The organism is Vibrio sp. 10N.261.46.A3 (assembly GCF_041472995.1).
Taxonomy (GTDB): domain Bacteria; phylum Pseudomonadota; class Gammaproteobacteria; order Enterobacterales; family Vibrionaceae; genus Vibrio; species Vibrio coralliirubri.
In genome coordinates, this window is sequence record NZ_JBFRRH010000057.1 from 1 (window position 1) to 20,037 (window position 20,037).

A 20,037-nucleotide genomic window follows, 5' to 3' on the forward strand; every position below is an offset into this window, starting at 1 on the left:
CAATGATCACGGGTATAATAAGTGAGCTATTTCAAATAGCAATAATTGGTGTAGCGCTCACATTGCGATTCAATATGACCAGACTCTTACAATAGGATGCTTCACGCATCCTTTTTTGTGGGCTAAACTTCTAAATAGTCTGAACTATTCTCTAATTCTCAAAGGTTTTTTTTATGTTTAAGCGATTATCGCCTATTGTGGCGGTTGGTTTGCTCTCTGGTTGTACCCTTACGAACGGTGCTACCTACCACCAAGAAACTCTCGACGCTATTTCCCGCTCAGAGACAAACATCGCAAATAAGGTTCAAAATCTTGAACTGCAACTAAGCAATCAAAGTGACTATATTGAAAGCTTAGAAGACGAAATCACTACCCTTTCTAATCAATTAGATACCCATCTAACGAACATGGAACACAAGGTTATCGAAGAGCTAGAGGAAGAAGAACCTGTCGCTGTTGCCGTTGCTCCTATCGCTCCTACATCACAACCGACTATCCTTGGCGGCATCGAAAAAGTGTCTATCGACTCGATCTCCCAAAGTTTTGATGCTCGTGTTGATACTGGCGCAACCACCTCTTCTTTAAACGCTGTCGATATCAAAGAATTCGAACGTAACGGCAAGAACTGGGTTAAATTTCACCTAGACGACAAAGCCCAAGCTGAAGAAGACCAAAAATGGATTGAAGCGCCTGTTGTACGTTATGTAAAAATCCGTCAATCAACCAATGATCAAGCAGAACGTCGAGCTGTGATCGAATTATGGGTGAAAGTTGGAAAAATCCATGAAAAAGCGCAATTTACATTGGCGGATCGCTCTCAAATGAGTCACCCTGTATTACTAGGGCGCGAATTTATCAAAGACATAGCGCTAGTAGATGTAAGTAAAAAGTACGTACAAACGGAAGTTAAATAACAATAGTAGGGTAAGCTATGACGTCAAGAATTCCATTTTATATCTCTATATTCCTGCTTATCGTGGCAGGTATAACACTGAGTATGTTCAGACATACGACCTACGGTGTACCTTGGACTCCAGGGGAAACCAGACAGGTCTGGGACGTTGAAGCTCGCATCGAGTTCAACGCAGTAGGCAAAGAAGCAAAAGTTTCCTTAGCAGCTCCTCATACTCAGTCTAACTACACACTTATCGGCGAATCGGCTTCATCGCCAGGTTACGGTATCTCTTACTTGAATACCGAATCAGGTCGCCGCGCAGAGTGGTCTATTCGATACGCAGATGGCCCTCAAACCATCTACTACAAAACACAATTCCTAGTCGACAACCAAGCAAAAGTTGATGCTATTGCACCAGAAGGTGAAGTCTCGCAACCAAGCTTCGACGGCCCTGAAGAAGCGGCTTCTCTTGCATTGATTGATAGAGCGACAAAACGTTCTGCAGACAATATCACTTTTACCCGTGAGCTCATCAAAACACTTAATGATCCAGACAGCCAAAACTCAGCGCTGATTCTGAACAACATGACCAAAGTGGAAGCGACACACAAGCTACTTTCAGCGGCGAAAATACACAACAAAGTGGTTGGTGTTATCGAGCTAGAAGATGGTCGTCGTCGTCAATCGATTCAAAACATGATTCAGATCTGGGATAACGACGAGTGGGTTCTATTCTCTCCTGAATCAAGCGAACAACAAGTTCAACCAAACCTACTCATCTGGGACGAATCAAACGTTTCTCTACTGGATGTTGTTGGCGGTCAGAACAGTAAAGTTCACTTCTCTATGATTGCTCAAGAGGTTTCACCAACGGAAGCAACCAATAGTAAAGTCTCTGCTGATCAACTATTAAACCTTTCAATTCACAGCCTACCGCTAGAAGAGCAAGCGATGTTTAAAACCATCATGCTGATTCCTATCGGTGCTCTGATTGTTGTGTTCCTACGTGTCATCATCGGTCTGAAAACGTCTGGTACGTTCATGCCAGTACTGATTGCGGTAGCCTTCGTACAAACACAACTGGTAACGGGTATTGTTGGCTTCCTACTGATCGTAGGTACGGGTCTGATTATTCGAAGTTACTTGTCCAAACTCAACTTGCTACTGGTAGCCAGGATATCCGCCGTAATCATCACGGTAATCATGATTATCTCTGTGTTTACTGTGGTCGCGTTTAAAGTCGGTCTGACTGAAGGTCTATCTATTACGTTCTTCCCAATGATTATCCTATCTTGGACTATCGAACGTATGTCTATCCTATGGGAAGAAGAAGGCGCGAAAGAAGTAATGCTACAAGGTGGTGGTTCTCTATTCACTGCGGTCCTTGTTTACTTAGGCATGACTAACCCGTTCATTCAGCACTTAACGTTTAACTTTATTGGTTTACAACTTGTTATTCTAGCGACCATCTTGCTACTAGGTAACTACACAGGATACCGTCTAACCGAGCTTCGTCGCTTTAAACCGCTAGCGGAGGACTAAGTTATGTTTGATCAGTTTACTTCACCGTTTAGGTTGAAAGACAAAGGCATAATGGGAATGAACAAGCGTAACCATAGTTATATTGGTCGCTACAATGATCGTTCCAAGTATCCACTCGTTGATGACAAGCTTAAGACGAAAATCATTGCTGAACAGGCTGGTGCTACTGTACCAAAACTGATTGGCGTGATTGGTCATCAAGCTGAAGTAAAAACAATCCATAAGATGGTAAAAGAGTGGCCGGGTTTCGTAATCAAGCCAGCTCAAGGCAGTGGTGGTAAAGGTATCCTTGTTGTGATTTCTCACAAGGACGGCGTTTACACCAAGCCATCGGGTTCGACTATCAATGAAGAAGACGTAGAGCGTCACATCAGTAACGCTCTCGCGGGTCTTTTCTCACTCGGTGGTAAGAACGATGTTGCTGTAGTTGAAAACCTCATCAAGTTTGATGAGTGTTTCGATGGCTTCAGTTACGAAGGTGTACCAGATGTACGAATCATTGTATTCAAGGGCTACCCTGTAATGGCGATGATGCGCTTATCTACTTCAGCTTCAGACGGCAAGGCTAACTTGCACCAAGGGGCTGTAGGTGTAGGTATTTGTATTGCGACGGGTAAAGCCGTTCGTGCGGTTCAGTTTGACCACCCAGTCACTCACCACCCAGATACGGGTAAAGAGTTGGCGCTACTTCAAGTGCCGCATTGGGAAAAACTGCTAACACTGGCATCAAGCGCTTGGGAAATGACAGGTCTTGGCTACATGGGTACGGACATGGTTTTAGACCAAGAAGAAGGCCCAATGGTACTTGAGCTTAACGCACGTCCAGGTTTGGCTATCCAAATCGCGAACGGTGCTGGTCTGCTTCCTCGATTACACCATATTGAGAACCTTGGTACGCCGGCTGAATACCCGAAACCTGCAGAGCGCGTGGCATACGCAGCTAAGCAATTCGGTGTTCACGGTAACGAGATTGTTCCGAACTGAGCTATTTGCTAACTAGGTCACTTGATACCTAATAGAGCTCAATAAATAAGCCGCATAACTCTGAGAGTTATGCGGCTTTTGGTATCTGCCAGTAAGTTAACTGGTTGGGCTAAGCCTCTGTCGCTTCAATTTCAGGCTCTCGAATTGGATCAATACGTACTGCCGCAACCTTAAACTCTGGGATCTTGGCATGCGGATCGGTCGCTGTGGTAGTCAAACGGTTCACAGGAGACTCCACGAAATGGAATGGAATGAACACCACACCCTTTTGCATTCGTTTAGTCACAAACGCCGCGATTTCGATTTCACCACGACGTGTTGAGACCTTGAGCATCTGACCATTTGAGATACCTAACGCTTCAGCATCATGAACACTCACCATGGCACGTGGCCCTGCTAAGTTATCCAGCCCTTTGGTTTTACGTGTCATGGTTCCGGTGTGGAACTGTTCTAGAATGCGGCCTGTCGTTAATACTAACGGGTATTCCGCATCCGGTAGCTCAGCAGCGTATCTAAACGGAATCGCCTCCATTTGACCACGCCCACGTGTAAATTGGGTCTGGTGCATGATGCGTGTGCCATCAGGGTTGTTCTTATTACTTGGCCATTGCACGCCGTTCACCGTAATGTTCTCCCAACGTAAACCACCATACTGTGGCGTGACCCGTGCTATCTCATTGGTGATATCAGCAACCGAGCCATATTCCCAATTACCTCCCATCGCATTAGCCAACATTTGGATAATCACCCAATCTTCTTTCGCTTCACCTGGAGGCAATACCGCCGGGTTAATACGCTGAACACGACGCTCGGTATTAGTAAAGTGACCAGACTTCTCAGCAAACGAGCAAGATGGCAACACCACATCGGCATACTGCGCGGTTTCGGTTAAGAAAATATCTTGAACCACGAGGAAATCTAACGCTTCAAGACCTTCAATCACATGTGCTTGGTTCGGGTCACTCAGCACTGGGTTCTCGCCCATTACGTACAGACCACGAACATCTCGATGACACGCTCCATCAATAATTTCGGTCAACGTTAAGCCTGTTTCAGCCGGTAAGTCAGAAACGCCCCACTCCATCGCAAATTTTTGACGAACCATTGGGTTGTACACTTTCTGATAACCCGGAAGGTTATTTGGCAATGCGCCCATGTCACACGCGCCCTGAACATTGGATTGACCACGTAATGGGTTGATACCGCCGCCTTCAATTCCGATGTTGCCACACAAGAGCTGTAGGTTAGCGATAGAGCGAACGTTATCGTGACCCGTGGTGTGTTGCGTAATGCCCATCGAGTAGTACACCGCTGTTCGCTCTGCAGTACCAATTAATCGCGCCATCGCAAAAATGTCTTCGGCTTTAACACCTGTCACCAGCTCCACTTTATCTAGCGAATAACTTGGTGACATGACCTCTTGAAGCAAGGTATCAAAGCCATCCACACGGTCTTCGATATATTCTTGGTCGTACCAACCGTGTTTGATGATCTGCTGCATCACACCATTGATCAACATTACATCGGTACCCGGTCGGTGCGCTAAATAAAGTTCAGCATGGTCAGCAATATCGATTCGTTTTGGATCGGCAACGATCAATCTCGCTCCACCATGTCTCACAGCTTGCTTGATATGCGAGCCAATAATTGGGTGTGCTGAAGTCGTGTCTGAGCCAATAATAAAGATCACATCTGAGTGCTTGATGCTTGGAATATCATTGGTCATCGCCCCGCTGCCCAGCGAAGCTTCTAAACCAGTAACTGTCGATGCGTGACAAAGGCGCGCACAGTGATCGACGTTATTGGTGCCGAGTTCACGACGTATGAATTTTTGGAAGGCATAGTTATCTTCATTGGTGGTTTTCGCCGACGAGAACCCCGCTAAAGCGTTACTGCCAAAGCCTTGCTTAATCGCAGTAAACTTCTCGGCAATGAGCTTAACTGCCTCATCCCAACTTGCAGGTTGCAACCAGCCATCTTTACGAATTAATGGTGTGGTTAAACGCGCATCGCTGCCCACAAAATCAAAGCCGAACCGCCCCTTAACACACAACATGCCCTCGTTAACCGGAGAATCACCGCCTTCGATATAGCGAATTTTGTTTTTCTGCTCATCGATATGCATGGTTAGCTTACAGCCCACACCGCAATAAGTGCAGATGGTATCGACTTTCTTGAGTACATCTGTGTCTCCCTGCTTTCTGTCGCGAGCATCGACCATTGCACCAGTTGGACACGCCTGAATACACGATCCACATTGAACGCAGTTTGAGTCGCCCATTAAGGTCTTGTCTGCGCCAAAGTTAGGACGACATTCGGGTCTTGATGCAGGTTTGCCATCCGATTGGTTCATGAAGCTTAGAACGCCATGGACATTCTGTTCGCGACACGCTTGGATACACTGGCCGCAACTGATACAGCGGTTAGCATCAAAGATAATGAACTCAGAACTGTCATCGACCGAAAATTTTTGTCTTGTTAACCCGACCTTCGCTTCTTCTGCACGAATCGCCTGCCAACTCTCATTCGAAGCCACATCGATTTTGTACTCTGGATGCGTTTGCGTTGCCTTGTATTCGGTCGAGTAGTCTCGTAGGTCGCAATCGGTATTGGCTTGGCAGCCACACTCTAGGCATCTTGCTGCTTCCGCAATTGCATCGGCATTATCAAATCCTGTTTCTACTTCGTCAAAGCTTTGTTCACGCTGCTCGGGTGTTAGCTCTGGCATGATCTTACGCGCCATACTCTGTATGGATTTGTATTGCTCAGGATCCACCGCTTTGAGCTGTTTGTGCTTTCGTGAGTTAAATGGTTTGGCCGGAATATTTTCCATATCACCATGGAAGAAGCGATCGATCGCTTGTGCAGCAATACGCCCATCCCCTACCGCTTCGACTGCAGTTGCAGGGCCGCGTCGGAAATCACCAATACTGAAAATATTTCCGGTTCCGGTGTGCATGGTTTGTGGATCAGCATCTGCGGTATTCCAACGAGTAAGAGGAATATCAATTGCTTCATTGTCCATAAAGCTCAGATCAGGCTTTTGCGACACGGCAGCAATAACCGTATCAAACGCTTCAACAAAGAACTCGCCAGTTGGTTTAGGGCTGCGGCGACCTGAAGCATCAGCCGGCCCCAAAGCCATTCGTTCTAATCGTATTTCTGATACATGGCCATTTTCATCGGCTATGTTTTCTGCAGGGTTGGTTAAGAAGTGGAACTTCACACCTTCATGTTCAGCTTCTTCGATTTCGTAATCTTCTGCTGGCATCTCATCTCGAGTACGACGATAAATCAGCGTGGTATCCGCGCCATCACGAACCGCTGTTCGAGCACAGTCAATCGCGGTATTACCGCCACCGATCACGGCAACCTTTTTACCAGTGACATACTGCTGATCGGTCACGTAATCTTTCAGATAATCGACACCCAAATAACAACCGCTGAGTTCACTACCCGGGTAATTCATCTCGACCGCTTGCGATGCACCAACCGCTAAACAAACTGCATCAAAATCGTTACTTAAATCAGACAGTGTAAAATCAACACCGAGTTTTTTACCGCACTCAACCACCATTCCGTTGCGACACATCAGCTCGATTTCTTTATCTAGAATCGACTTCGGTAAGCGATACTCCGGGATACCGTAACGCAGCCAGCCACCCGCTTGCGGCATCGACTCATAGACACTGACTTCATAGCCTTCGTTAGATAGGTAATAACCCGCCGTAAGACCACCGGGGCCACTACCGACAATTGCAATGCTCTTGCCTTTATTTGGTTTCTTAGCTGGCATGTAGCTCTCTTGAGCCGCTAAATCTGCATCGGCAGCGTGTCGTTTGAGTTGGCGAATCGCGATGGACTCATCGACCAAGTTACGACGACATTCGGTTTCACAGAAAGCAGGACACACACGACCAATTGAAAGCGGCATTGGTAATGTCTTTTTGATCACTTCAATCGCTTTGATGTGATCATTTTGAGCAATATGGTGCAGGTAAGATTGGATGTCGACCCCAGCAGGACAGGCTGTTTGGCATGGCGCCTCACAGTCAGCGTAGTGATCAGTCATGATGCGATTCAGCGCTTCTTGTCGATGGTTCGTTAACTGTTTTGACTGAGTGGTAATATTCAGCCCATTAGACACTTCAAGCTCACAAGAGCGAGTAACACCAACGCCATCAACTTCAACGACACACAAATCACAAGGCACTTTATCCGCTGTTTTATTCAAACCACATAAAGATGGGATTTCCAAACCACATGTTTTTGCCGCTTCAAGAACGGTTTGTCCTTGCTCGACGATTCGATATTTCCCATCAATAACGATTTGAATCATACCTAAGTCCTACCTTTACCTTTCGCACACGCGAGTTATCAACAATTAAAATTTAAGTAATACAATATTATTAATATTATTAAATCTATGTCATTACCATACATTATTTGTGGTTTTGTGCGTGTGACCTCAAACAAGTTCCATTGATAATAACCATAAGGTATGAGTGGTCTTATCAGTGTCGAAGAAAGGATTAAGCGGGAGGTGTTCAGTTGAGGAAGTTAGATTCAAGATATAAAAAAGCCCCTATTGATTAGGGGCTTTGAACAAATATCATTGAGTCGCTTTCGAGCTTAAAACTCGGCTATCAAGGTTATTGCTCAGCTTCTTCGATAAGCTCTTGAACTGGAGATGCAAGTTTGTTTTGAGCAAAACCGCGCAAGCCAACAACATGCACGTGTTCGTGATCTTTAAAGACCTTACGAACCAGTTTGTAGGTTGTGCCTTTCTCTGGGCTAATGTTCTCTGGTGCTGCAATCAGAAGTTGCATACCTAAACGGTCACACAGTTCGAACAAGGTAGAGATGGATTTCGCATCCAGACGAGCTGCTTCATCAAGGAACAACAAACGGCATGGAACGATGTCTTTGCTACGAAGTCGACGAGACTCTTCTTCCCAGCTCTGAACAACCATCAACAGGATAGACTGACCAGTACCGATCGCTTCACCCGTAGACAGTGCGCCCGACTCTGCTTGTAACCAACCGTCTGAACCACGGTTAACTTCAACACTTAGCTCTAGGTAGTTACGGTAATCAAGTAGCTCTTCACCCAGGACTTGCGGAGAACGTTGACCCATATCGATATGTGGGTTCACACGTTGGAACAACTTCGCCATCGCTTCTGAGAAGGTAAAGCGCGTTGATTCAAACAAGTCTTTATGTTGCTCTTGCTGAGTCGCTAACCCTGATAGCAAGATCTCGTGACTTTCACGAATCTTAACGTTCAGACGTACGCCCTTAACCTGACCAAAGTAGATGTTAGACAGACCTTGGTTCAGCATTCTAATACGGTTCTGCTCGCGCTGAATCGTTTTCTTGATGATGCTTGCTACCGACTCAGAGCTGATCGCTAGGCGGTTTTCACGTTGAGTCAATTCTTCTGTTAGTCGAGCTAGCTCAACTTCCATCTCTTCGATTGCTTCAACCGGATCATCCGTATGAATGATGTCTTGGCGAATACGCTCGCGAAGGTGTTGATAAACCGCAATGTAGAACAGAACCTTACGCTCTGGATGTGCGTTGTCTTCAGATAGACGCAGCGAGTCACGTAGGTCGTCATTGTCAGCTACAGCCAGACGTAGCGCACCCAGTGATTTATCCGACATAGAGCGAAGTTCGCCCGCCGTCAGGTAAGCCAGTTCACGCTTATGAAGACGACGTTCAACATCATTTTCACGAGCTAACCGAAGTACTGAACACCAGCCAGCTTTTGCTGCAACAACGAAGGTACGAAGCTCGGTGTACTCTTTTTGAACTTTCTTAAGACGCTTAGCTAGGGCTTTCATCTCAAGTTCTGTAGACGTAATCGTACGCTCGTATTCACTCTTACGGCTGCGAGATGTGTGCAGACGCTCTTGAAGCTCGTCACGACGACGTACAGCACGCTCTTCAGCGCCTTCGTCAGCATTTACGCCGAACTCTTGTAGCTCTTGTTTGAACTCTTGAACCGTTTCTTGCTTCGCTTGATGTGAGCTCTTCAGTGCCGCCAATACTTGGTTATATTGGTTCATCTGTTCGCGAGCTTGCTTCAAACCATCGCGGCCTTTGGTTCTTGCTTGTTCAGCTTGAACCAGTTTCGCTTTTAATTGCTCGCTCAGTTCACTACTCTTGTTAAGCAAATCAACAGAATCCGCGTAAGCAAAGTAGTGACGACGCTCAATCAGATCAGACAGTGCGAACACTTTGCCTTTTAGCGTTTGTAGCGCGTTATCAGCTTGACGATATTCGGCTTCCAAAGCCTCGAACTGCTCTGGGTCAGCGTCTAGTGCAGATACGATTTGCTCTAGAGAAGTAAGCGCTTTACCGTGCGTATTCAAGTAAGACTTAGCTTCACTTAAACGCTCTAGTTGCGCTTCTAATTCAGCTAAACGCTCAGCCAATGTTTCGTCTTCTAAAATACGAACCATAGGTGCTAATTTATCTAGCGCACCGAGTGCCTGCTTGCTTTGTAGAAGCTGACTGCGTTGCTGCTGCTCATTAGAGTTAAGCTCAGCCAGAGAACGAACAATTTGATTACGCTTATCACGAATCAAAGCAAGTGCTTGTTCTGGATCTGCGTTAAACGCAACGTGCAGGTGCTTCGCAACAAAGCTGTTGAATGCTTGGTATAGGCGATTCAGCTTTTGAGAGTCAAACGCGGCTTTCGCGTGGTTCTCAACAACAACGTCACGCTCTTCACGCAATTTCTCAAGACGCTGTTCACGAGCCGCACGGCCAAACAGTGGGATCTCAGGGAAACGAGAGTAACGCATTTGGCGATCGTTCAGCTGAACACACACCGCACCTTCAAGCTCATCGGCATTGAACGAGCTGTCATCAAATGCGTCTACATCGCCTTCTAGGATGTAAAGGTCTTCTGGACAATCATCAAGATCCACCAGCTTCTCTTTAATACCATCAAGATCCGAAACCACAATTGCGTGACGAGCCGGGCCGTACATCGCACTGAAGTACGGTGCATCACCGATTGTGATGTCATCATAGATCTCAGAAAGCAGCACGCCACCAAGCGTATCCGCTAGGCCTTTCAGGCGAGGATCGTTAGAACCACCTGGAGAAGCTAAACGCTCAATCTCTTGCTCAAGTTCAGCTCGGCGCGTTGCCAACTGATCTTTTGCTACCGCTTGAGACTTTTCGTCTTCAAGTACTTGCTGCATTTGAGTCATCACCGCTTGGCTATCTTCTAGCTCAGCGTCGGTTTGATCTCTTAATGCTTCAAGCGCATCGTTTGCCGTGATCCACGCGGGAGCAATGGACTCAAGTTTTTGAATCTCTTGATCGTGGTTTTGTTGTACACGACGTTGCTCACTCTTCGCTTCACGCAACTCTTCTTGAGCGTACTCAAGAGATTCGATCTGCATAGCGTGACGTTCACGTTCTTCATCGAAAACCGCTTCGTCAGTCAGTGAGATATTGTGTTGCTTTTGGTATTCAGTCGCTAGCTCTTTTGCTTGACGCTGCTGAGCCACATCACGAGCCATATCGCGGTGCTGAGCACGCCACTGCTGTTCATTTTCAACAACGTGTTTTGCGTTACGGCCTTTTTCTAAAGCTTGCTTAGCGCTGCTAGACGCTTCTTTACGCTCAACGTCACCAACGATGCTCTTAACCAAAGACAGCGCTTTGTCGAACTGCGCAGAAGCAGCAGAAGACATGTCTAGTTTGTGCTTAGTAGACAGTAGCGTTTGAGTGCTTGATTCTTCTTGTGCTTTTAGCTCAGAAACCAATGTTAACGCGCTTTCTGCCGTAATAGATTCATCACCAAGTAGCTGCTTAGTTTTCTCTAATGCTTGAACCGCTTGCTGGTATTGAAGCGCACGAGTCTGCTGAACATCCAACGCTTGTTGGTAGTCAGCAAGCTGAGTTTTCAGGCTATCCACTTCTTCTTCAGTGATGGTTGCCTGCTCTTCAGCAAGAAGTACTCGCTCTTGAGCTTCTTCAACCACCATCATTTGCTCTTCTAGACGCTCGTTAAGCTCTTCTAGATCTTCGCTGTAGCGAGCAATTTTCTCTTGCTGACGAAGTGCAGTTTGAACTAATTGAAGATGATCCGAAGCAGCTTGGTAATCTTGCTCTAGTGCTGATTCTTGATCGACAAGTAACTCTAGTTCTTCTTGAACGCGGTTCAACAAGTTGTTTTGATCAAGTAAGGTTTCGCGAGAACCGAACAGTTCACCACGGAACTTCATTGTTTGATCTAACTTGTTACGACGATCGTTTGCATGGCGCATGTAATCTGCTGCCACGTAGTTCGTAGATTCAGTGATCAAGTGCTTGAACAAGTCACGATCCGACTGAGTCGTCTTGATCGCTTCTAGCGTCATGCGGTTTTCGCGTAGTGCTGATTCCATGTCTTGGAATGCTTTCTTCACACCGCCATTTTGCGGTAGAAGGTAATCACGCAGAGAACGCGTAATCGCACTAGAAATACCACCGTAAAGTGATGCTTCAATCAAACGGTAGAACTTAGAACGGTCGCTGCTGTTACGCAGTTTCTTCGGTACCACACCGTATTCAAACATTTGCGAGTGGTAATCAACAATCGAAGAAAACGCTTTAAAATGCGCGCCTTCGTATTGTGCAACCGCCGCTTTCACGTCGTTCAACTGACATACGCGAGCGTGGCTATCTGAAACGTTCTGAATCAACACATCCGTTGGTTTCACATGGCTTGGAAGGCCTTGAATAACGAACGGTTTAATGTCGACTTTCTTATCACGACCCGCAACTTGCTGCAGTTTTACTGCAAACAATAGACGTTGATTACGAGAGTTCACCACATCTAGCGCGGCATAACATGCGCCTGGCTGAAGCTTACCGTAAAGGCCTTTATCACGAGATGACTGCGAGCTACCCGCTTCCGTCGTGTTACGGAAATGCAGAAGGCTTTGGTCAGGGATCAGCGCTGTGATGAATGCCGCCATTGTGGTCGACTTACCCGCACCGTTACCGCCAGAAAGCGTTGTAACCAATCCATCAATATCAAAAGTACGCGCAAAGAAGCCGTTCCAGTTGACCATGGTTAATGATTGATACTTACCTCTTTCAATCATGCTTCACCTTCTACTTTTGTTTGTTCGCCATCGTTTGACTCAAGGTCAAAGTCAGCTTGATCGTTAAAAATGTCTTGTTGACCGTTTTCGTCTACGTCTACGTCTACGTCTGCATCTACTTCTGATGTGGCTTCCGCTTGTTCTTCATTCAACAAGCTACCTTGGTTAGGCTCTTGGGTATGCACCACAGCTTCACCATCACGGATAAGACGCAATTGCGCTTCTTTCATGTCGTCACCAACACGAACGTCGGCGCCAAAACGGAATACCGCTTCGCTGATACGGAACTTGCCCGTCTCGCCAATCGCAATCAACATACCGATACGGCGTAAACGACGCAGAGAAGTACGTACTTTTTCGAAGAGCTTTTCTTTATCTAAATCAGAACCAGACGCACGGTTGGTTGCTAGCTTCATGAGTTTTTTCTCATCCGCTAACGACATCAATTCATCAAACAGTTCTTGGTTGGTGAAGATACCTTCATGAGCCAGACGTTCTGGGCTTAGGTATAAGAAACACAACACCTTGCCAACCAACATGTCGAGCTCAGACAACACACTACGACCAATCAGAGACGTAGAGCGCGGACGCAAGTAGAAGAAACCTTCCGGTGCTTTTACCAGTTCCGTATTGTAGCGTTGATAGAAATGCTGAAGCTCAACTTCAAAATCGGACAGCAATGCGTGGTTATCTAGATCTTCTGTTGAAACATGCTTTCCTGAACGCAGCATGCTATCTAGCGCAGGGAACAGTGGGTTCGCTATCGCTTTTACCAGTTTCTCTGGCATGTAATCATCAGTACTTGTTAATGACATTTGCTTGTACCTTTGCACCGAAATCGTTGATTGCCTGCCAATCTGGCTGAATAGCCTGATAGTCAGACTCTGAGTAACCTAAGCGCACGGCTTGGTCGACAACAATTCTGGCTAAATCAAAATGGTGTGTGCGAGGGTGTGCAGCGAGGTAATCGCGTAGCACAAGGCCAAGATCAATTGGCGCACCTTGCTGTTTGTGAGCTTTTAACATCTCTGCAATTCGATCTGAAAGCAGGTCATTCACTTGCTCAAATTCTTCGTACTCGACGTCGATTGGTGCTTGTCCCATCACTTCGTCATCACGAAGCACAAGCGCTTCATCACGAAGATCCGTCAGCTTCTCAGCATCGGCGTAGGTCAAAAGCCAAGGTGCATCAAAGTAGTCAGTGACTGACTGACGCAAGCGCTGGCTAAAGGCACGGTTTTTATCCATATCAATCGCGGTACGGATGAACTTGTGAACATGGCGGTCGTAGCCGATCCATAAATCGATGGCTTGTTGACCCCAACTGGTGATTCGGTCTAACTTCATCTGCAAGCCGAACAGGGTTTCGCCAACGAACTCGAGTTCATCGTCACCGTAAACAATTTCTTGAATATCGAGGATCTGTGTTTGCAGTTCATCACCCGCCGCTTGCAAGGTGTCTTGCAATTCTTTTAGCGTGGACGAGGTTTCTGAAAGCAAGGTTTCACAGTTGTTAATCGCCTCTCGCCAATCCTTGTTTAAAAGGTCGGCAATTTGCTGTTTAACGGTTTGCTGCTGCTCATCCATAACACGTTGGTTAAGATCAATCTGATCGAAAATTTCACCAACAGAATACTTGAGCACGCCGTAAACATTCTTTCTCCAATGTCCTGGAGTTCCGCCTTTTTGTGCTGCTTCAATGGCTTTTGCCATCTCGTCCGCAACCATAGAAAGCTGGATAGACAGTTTTAACTTAGAGAACTGACGGTGGCGTAAGTAATAATCTGAAATACCAATCGCCAGTGGTGATAAGCGATAAATACTCGCACCATCGGTGATTTCGCTGGTAAAGCGGCTAATCAACTTCTGTTTAACTAACTCGTTGATGGCATTGTTGGCACGAAACGCGGACGCTTCGCCAGTATCTTCAAACAGTCGAGTGACGATGGTAAATGCATCGTGCAGTTCACCCTCGCCCAACTCTTCATCGAACCTTTCATTGCTTAGTACTGCGATAGCAATCAAAAATGCTAAGCGCTCTGGTGGCAAGTTTAATGAAAAATCATGCTGCTTGACCCAGCCCACCAACTCATCAATTGGCTGCTCTTCGGCAGTTTGAGTCATTTCACTCATTGTGGTTCCTGTTACTGTTCTTCGTCATATCGAGTGTATTAGATATGACGCCTATTTCTTTATGACGCGGGCTTCTTACGATTGCATAGCGCATGTTGTGGCTTCTTTTACCACATTCACCGCTGTTATTGTGCAGGTTTTTGAGCCCAAACGTGAATATAACGGCCTAGTGACAGATATGGCTCTTGGCGACATAGCTGTTTTTCCAGTTCCAATACATCTTCAAATTGGTAATCGCCCATGTACTCCATATTACCTATGTAGTCACTGAAAGAGCGAATGCCTGATTTACCACAGATTTCTAGACCAGCGTCTTCTATCCATTGATAAACCTCTTCCGGCTTCAAGCCTTTTTGTGGTTGCAGCTTAAACCGTTTTCGATGTGGCATCCCATTCAATACATGAGGAATGTTGCCACAAATCACATTTTTCAGGACTAATCCGTGGTGGTTGTAAAACATTATCGAGGCAACGCCACCCGGTTTAACTTGTTCAAGCAATAAATCAAGCGCCTCTTTAGGATCGGCTAACCATTCCATTACGGCATGAAACATCACAAAATCGACTTTCTCATCGAGATGTTCTGCGACTTTTTGTACCGGTGAATGAATAAATCGATATTGCTCTAGCAAACCCGCTTCGCTGATACTTTCTTCTGCGAGCTTCAGCATTTCAGAAGAGAGATCACACAGAGAAACGTTATGCCCAAGCGACGCAATTTTTTGCGACATCTGCGCAAGGCCGCCTCCAGCATCAAGCACATGCAGCGGCGAAGCTGATTGCTCAAATTTGCTCAAAGCTTGTTCTAAATCTTCCCATACGATGATCTGACGGATCTCTCCTTTGTCAGAGCCGTAAATATTTTTTGCAAATTTGTGGGCAATATCGTCGAAATTACGGTCTTCAGTCACGGCTACTTGAGTTATTATGTCCTATCGTGCCTGCTATTCTGTCACAGGAATTTCAGGAATAAAGAGGCGATGTCTCTTTTTACTACTAAGTGATGTTTTTTCGGACTATTCGGATATGTTTGAGCTGAAAAAAGTAGTGTCTTCGCTATTGATGCCACTGCCAGCAATGTTAATTCTCGCTTTTCTGGGTTTAGCCCTAGTGATGTTTACTACCAAAAGGAAGACTGGTTGCCTAATCACCCTTTCAGCCCTATGTGGTATTTTCCTAATCGCTTTCCAACCAGTTTCTAGTCAACTTTTAATGCCAATGGAAAGGCAACACACCGCATTTTTACCTGTCGATGAAACCGTCGATTACGTGATGGTTCTCGGAAGTGGTCACGTCGTAGACGACCAAATTCCACCAACATCAGAACTTAGCCGCACCGGCCTGATGCGTTTAAGTGAAGGGATTCGTATTCTACGTCTTTACCCTGGTGCAAAACTCATTTTGTCTGGCTATGGCGCAGGCACTGAAGTAAGTAACGCAAGAATGATGGCTAAAGTAGCGTTAGCTCTTGGCGTAGCAAAGCCCGATATCATTCTGCTTGAAACAGCAAAAGACACCTGGGAAGAAGCTCGCCAAGCCGCTGCGTTCGTTAAAAATAAAAAAATGGTACTGGTGACTTCAGCGAGCCATATGACTCGTGCACTCAATGAATTCCATGCAGCTGGTATGAAACCACTGCCGGCACCAACTAACTTCCTTGCACAAGAAGGTATTGTTGAGCCTTGGAACAAGTACATGCCAAAAGCTCTTTACCTTGAGCAGACAGAGCGTTACTGGCACGAAACCATGGGATTGGTTTGGCAAAGCCTGCGTGACTGGCTAGATACAAGCAATGACATTGTTGAAGAACCGGTTATTCCAGAGGCTTCCAGCTTAATTGAAGATGACGGTGAGGTTTCTGCGGCTCAGCCTCAGTAAGCCCATTGAATCTTTAAACTCATCTTAAGCATACAGAGTCGCCAAGTATTTGTAGATTCTCTGGTCGTTAACAGTAAAAGCTGAGTAATAAAAAAGCCGAGACATCAATGATGTCTCGGCTTTTTACGTTTAAATGTCGTTGTTAATTAATCACTCCCGAAGGAAATCAATCACCAGCGAACATGTAACCTTCACCGTGAACCGTCACAAAGATTTGTGGGTTCTTAGGATCGAACTCCATTTTTGCACGCATACGACGAATCAGCACATCGATAGTACGGTCATTAGGCGCGTCCACTCGGTGACTGATCATATTCAGAATACGTTCGCGGCTTAATACTTGGTTAGGGTAAGAAGACAACGCCACTAGCAGTTCGTATTCTGCTTTGGTCAGTTTCACCGGTTCGCCGTTTTTGCTTAACGCACGACGAGGGATATCAAATGTCCACTCACCAAAACGAACCACAGACTCATCTGATGTTTCTTCTACTGCGCCCGCTGCTGTTTTACGAGCGGCAGAAATACGCCAAAGTAGGTTTTTAACTCGAACTAATAACTCGCGAAGTTCGAAGGGTTTAGTAACGTAATCGTCAGCGCCCATTTCAAGGCCAACGATTTTGTCGATGCTATCCGTGCGTCCAGTAACTAAAATAATTCCAATGTCTGATTGACTGCGTAATTCGCGAGTTAGCATCAATCCATCTTCGCCTGGTAAGTTGATGTCCAGCATAATGAGGTCAACGTTGTTCTCTTCTAACACGTTTCTCATTTGAGCGCCGCTTTCTGCTTCGCTCACTGTGTAACCCTCGTTCTGGAAGTATCCAACCAGTTTACTGCGGGTTACCACATCATCTTCTACGACTAATACGTGATAGCTCATCTACACCACTTTTCTTATTTAATAGTTTCAGTGACTATTCTATTCATAACTAGTAACAATTCTAGTGGTACAGAAGATAAAAGCCAGAAACATGAATTTTTTTTGATACAAGACAATCTTAAACCTTGCTATTTATCGTCCATCGCAATTCAATATAGGCATTACTACTAACGAGTAACTTTGCGTTTCGCAAATAACCTTGTTATTCGGCCTTGGTGTGCTTATGCCCAAGTGACTTCAAGATGCATATAAGCAACATCACAAGACTAAGTCAGGATCTAACAAATGAAAGATACGAAAGCGTTCAACGAGCAAAGAGCAGAAATATACTGGTGGCTATCAAGCTTATTTGCCAAAGAGCTCACTCAAGAAGAACTCGATCACTACCACTCTGTTGAAATTCGTTCTTTCCTAACTGGTTTAGGCGAAAATGAAACACTAAAGCCAGCGATTGATAAGTTAGTAGATGCGCTGAACCGTCTACAAACACGTGAAGATGCCCAGCTAGAACTGTCTGCAGACTTTTGCGATCTTTTCTTAAAAACAGATAAGCACGGTGCTCTTCCTTACGCTTCTATGTATATCGGCGAAACTGGCCTTTTGAATGATAAGCCAGCAAAAGATATGGAAGAGATCATGGCCAAGCACAACTTAGTCGTGAACCAAGATCTAAAAGAGCCAGCAGACCACATTGCTATCGAACTCGATTTCCTTGGTAACTTGATCATTCGTTCAAACGAAACGGATATTGAAGAAGAGCTAGAGAATTCATTTGCCGTTCAACAGCAGTTTATCGAACAACAATTGCTGACTTGGGTACCAAAGTTCAACGTGAAATGTCATGACGTTGATGAATTCGGTTTCTACGCCTCCGTCTCATCTTTGCTACTCGCATTCTGTCAATTAGACACTCAATATTTTTGCTGGTGAATAGCTTATTTGATGACTAGGTAAATAAATTCAGTAGAATGTGACAATTCACCCGGATTTCTGGGTGAATTTTATTGCGAGTAATTTCTAGTCAGTCTAAAATTGTGACCGCAAACGATAAAATATGAAACATTCACGAAATGCTATGCTTATTAAAGTTCAGAGCATTTCGGTGTTAAGACAAGCCGCTCAATAGCGGTTTTTTGTTTTTTAGCACTTTAGTACCCAAAGAGCCCTACAAATTTAAGCTCTTAGTTAGGTAGCTTAACGGCTACTTTATTCCGTACTTTGGGAAAGTAGCTTCTAATAGGATAAAACCATGGCCACTATAAAAGATGTCGCTCGCTTAGCCGGCGTATCAACAACAACCGTTTCTCACGTAATCAACAAAACTCGCTTTGTTGCAGAAGCAACTCAAGAAAAAGTAAACAAAGCCGTAGATGAACTGAACTATGCACCAAGTGCTGTTGCTCGTAGCTTGAAATGTAATACAACACGCACTATCGGCATGCTAGTGACTCAATCAACTAACCTATTCTTCTCTGAAGTTATCGATGGTGTTGAGAGCTACTGCTACCGTCAAGGTTACACTTTGATCCTGTGTAATACGGGCGGCATCTATGAGAAGCAACGTGACTACATTCGAATGCTTGCAGAGAAACGTGTAGATGGCATCTTAGTTATGTGTTCTGACCTAACTGAAGAACTAAGAGAGATGTTAGATCGTCACGCTGACATCCCTAAAGTTATCATGGACTGGGGCCCTGAGAGCTCTCAGGCTGATAAGATCATCGATAACTCTGAAGAAGGTGGCTACCTAGCGACCAAATACCTTATTGAACGCGGTCACTCTAAGATTGCATGTTTAAGTGGCCACTTAGACAAAGCAGCATGTGTTGAACGTATTGCCGGTTACAAGCGCGCACTCAACGAAGCAAAGATTTCTGCTGATGAAAATATGATCATCGAAGGCAACTTTGAGTGTGATACGGCTGTTCTTGCTGCAGAACAAATCGTTGAGATGGAAGATCGTCCAACAGCGGTATTCTGCTTTAACGATACAATGGCACTCGGCTTAATGAGCCGCCTGCAAGAAAAAGGCATTCGCATTCCTGAAGATATCTCAGTCATCGGTTACGACAACATCGAACTGGCTGAATACTTCTCTCCGCCGCTAACGACCGTTCACCAACCAAAACGTCGTGTTGGTAAGAATGCATTCGAAATTCTATTAGAGCGCATCAAAGATAAAGACCACGAAAAACGCGTCTTCGAAATGCACCCTGAAATTGTTGAACGAAGTACAGTTAAAACGTTAAATTAATTGACAATTCGAGTTTAATTTCATCAAGCGCACCTTTAGGTGCGCTTTTTTTATCAGCAACTATAATGAACCCAGATGCACAATAGAAAGATCATTAATTGAAGCAATATCACATTTTGAAATATCAACTGTGAGCTTCATTCAACAAAAACTTTATTCTATTCAATCAGTCACGCACAGGGCAAACCACTCGAAAGAGTGAGACGCAAAGCTTCCGGCCTAAACCACTCGTTGGTATGGTAGCGGGGTTACCGATGGCAAAATGCAGTAACTACTAATAATTTAGTAATTTACGGCTTATTGACAATTTAATTGCAACATTTTGCTAATCTCTCGGACCTGCTTATTTGGTGGCGTA

The 20,037-nt window shown here is 45.3% G+C and carries 12 protein-coding genes and 1 riboswitch; of the genes, 6 read left to right on the plus strand and 6 right to left on the minus strand.

Annotation, left to right across the window (positions count from 1 at the left end; translation table 11 throughout):
• The first annotated feature begins 173 nt into the window (after positions 1-173).
• Genes AB4484_RS13615 through AB4484_RS13625 form a run of 3 tightly spaced genes read left to right on the plus strand, consistent with a single transcriptional unit; the run spans position 174 to position 3,421 of the window.
• A complete protein-coding gene (locus AB4484_RS13615) occupies positions 174-914 on the plus strand; it encodes an ATP-dependent zinc protease (RefSeq protein WP_372078693.1) in 741 nt (246 codons plus the stop codon).
• Positions 915-931: 17 nt separating this feature from the next.
• A complete protein-coding gene (locus tag AB4484_RS13620; protein WP_029235905.1) occupies positions 932-2,437 on the plus strand; it encodes an inactive transglutaminase family protein in 1,506 nt (501 codons plus the stop codon).
• Positions 2,438-2,440: 3 nt separating this feature from the next.
• Positions 2,441-3,421 (plus strand): alpha-L-glutamate ligase-like protein, encoded by a 981-nt coding sequence (locus AB4484_RS13625; protein ID WP_372078695.1) that lies wholly within the window; start codon positions 2,441-2,443, stop codon positions 3,419-3,421.
• Between the two features lie 109 nt (positions 3,422-3,530).
• Here the strand turns inward: AB4484_RS13625 and fdhF are convergent, their stop codons facing one another.
• The 5 genes from fdhF to cmoM form a co-directional block, all read right to left on the minus strand.
• A complete protein-coding gene (fdhF, locus tag AB4484_RS13630; protein ID WP_372078697.1) occupies positions 3,531-7,760 on the minus strand; it encodes a formate dehydrogenase subunit alpha in 4,230 nt (1,409 codons plus the stop codon).
• A 313-nt stretch (positions 7,761-8,073) separates the two neighbouring features.
• Positions 8,074-12,534, minus strand: a complete 4,461-nt coding sequence (gene mukB, locus AB4484_RS13635) for a chromosome partition protein MukB (protein WP_372078699.1) — start codon at positions 12,532-12,534, stop codon at positions 8,074-8,076.
• Positions 12,531-13,349: a chromosome partition protein MukE gene (gene mukE / locus AB4484_RS13640; RefSeq protein ID WP_372078700.1), complete on the minus strand. Its 819-nt coding sequence runs from the start codon at positions 13,347-13,349 to the stop codon at positions 12,531-12,533. The genes mukB and mukE overlap by 4 nt, the downstream gene beginning before the upstream one ends.
• A complete protein-coding gene (gene mukF / locus AB4484_RS13645; protein WP_017055049.1) occupies positions 13,330-14,667 on the minus strand; it encodes a chromosome partition protein MukF in 1,338 nt (445 codons plus the stop codon). The genes mukE and mukF overlap by 20 nt, the downstream gene beginning before the upstream one ends.
• Positions 14,668-14,792: 125 nt before the next feature.
• Positions 14,793-15,578 (minus strand): tRNA uridine 5-oxyacetic acid(34) methyltransferase CmoM, encoded by a 786-nt coding sequence (gene cmoM / locus AB4484_RS13650; RefSeq protein WP_017063509.1) that lies wholly within the window; start codon positions 15,576-15,578, stop codon positions 14,793-14,795.
• 115 nt (positions 15,579-15,693) lie between these two features.
• On the opposite strand from cmoM, the gene elyC reads away from it, so the two are divergent.
• Entirely contained in the window at positions 15,694-16,545 is an 852-nt protein-coding gene (elyC, locus tag AB4484_RS13655) for an envelope biogenesis factor ElyC (RefSeq protein WP_372078702.1), read from the plus strand.
• A gap of 166 nt (positions 16,546-16,711) precedes the next feature.
• On the opposite strand, the gene torR is transcribed toward elyC, so the two are convergent.
• Complete coding sequence (torR, locus tag AB4484_RS13660) at positions 16,712-17,425, minus strand: two-component system response regulator TorR (protein ID WP_017067841.1); 714 nt, start codon at positions 17,423-17,425, stop codon at positions 16,712-16,714.
• Between the two features lie 285 nt (positions 17,426-17,710).
• On the opposite strand from torR, the gene torD reads away from it, so the two are divergent.
• Positions 17,711-18,355 carry a molecular chaperone TorD gene (torD, locus tag AB4484_RS13665; RefSeq protein ID WP_372078704.1) on the plus strand — a complete coding sequence of 215 codons (645 nt, stop codon included), beginning with the start codon at positions 17,711-17,713 and terminating at the stop codon, positions 18,353-18,355.
• Between the two features lie 319 nt (positions 18,356-18,674).
• The gene (gene purR / locus AB4484_RS13670) at positions 18,675-19,679 is read left to right on the plus strand and encodes an HTH-type transcriptional repressor PurR (RefSeq protein WP_017062096.1); all 1,005 of its coding nucleotides are present in this window, start codon (positions 18,675-18,677) and stop codon (positions 19,677-19,679) included.
• A 170-nt stretch (positions 19,680-19,849) separates the two neighbouring features.
• A riboswitch (cyclic di-GMP riboswitch) is annotated at positions 19,850-19,935 on the plus strand.
• The last annotated feature ends 102 nt before the right edge of the window (positions 19,936-20,037 follow it).

Coding starts and splice junctions, on each gene's coding strand:
- AB4484_RS13615 (WP_372078693.1), top strand. CDS start 174: ATGTTTAAGCGATTATCGCCTATTGTGGCGGTTGGTTTGCTCTCTGGT.
- AB4484_RS13620 (WP_029235905.1), top strand. CDS start 932: ATGACGTCAAGAATTCCATTTTATATCTCTATATTCCTGCTTATCGTG.
- AB4484_RS13625 (WP_372078695.1), top strand. CDS start 2,441: ATGTTTGATCAGTTTACTTCACCGTTTAGGTTGAAAGACAAAGGCATA.
- fdhF (WP_372078697.1), bottom strand. CDS start 7,760: ATGATTCAAATCGTTATTGATGGGAAATATCGAATCGTCGAGCAAGGA.
- mukB (WP_372078699.1), bottom strand. CDS start 12,534: ATGATTGAAAGAGGTAAGTATCAATCATTAACCATGGTCAACTGGAAC.
- mukE (WP_372078700.1), bottom strand. CDS start 13,349: ATGTCATTAACAAGTACTGATGATTACATGCCAGAGAAACTGGTAAAA.
- mukF (WP_017055049.1), bottom strand. CDS start 14,667: ATGAGTGAAATGACTCAAACTGCCGAAGAGCAGCCAATTGATGAGTTG.
- elyC (WP_372078702.1), top strand. CDS start 15,694: ATGTTTGAGCTGAAAAAAGTAGTGTCTTCGCTATTGATGCCACTGCCA.
- torR (WP_017067841.1), bottom strand. CDS start 17,425: ATGAGCTATCACGTATTAGTCGTAGAAGATGATGTGGTAACCCGCAGT.
- torD (WP_372078704.1), top strand. CDS start 17,711: ATGAAAGATACGAAAGCGTTCAACGAGCAAAGAGCAGAAATATACTGG.
- purR (WP_017062096.1), top strand. CDS start 18,675: ATGGCCACTATAAAAGATGTCGCTCGCTTAGCCGGCGTATCAACAACA.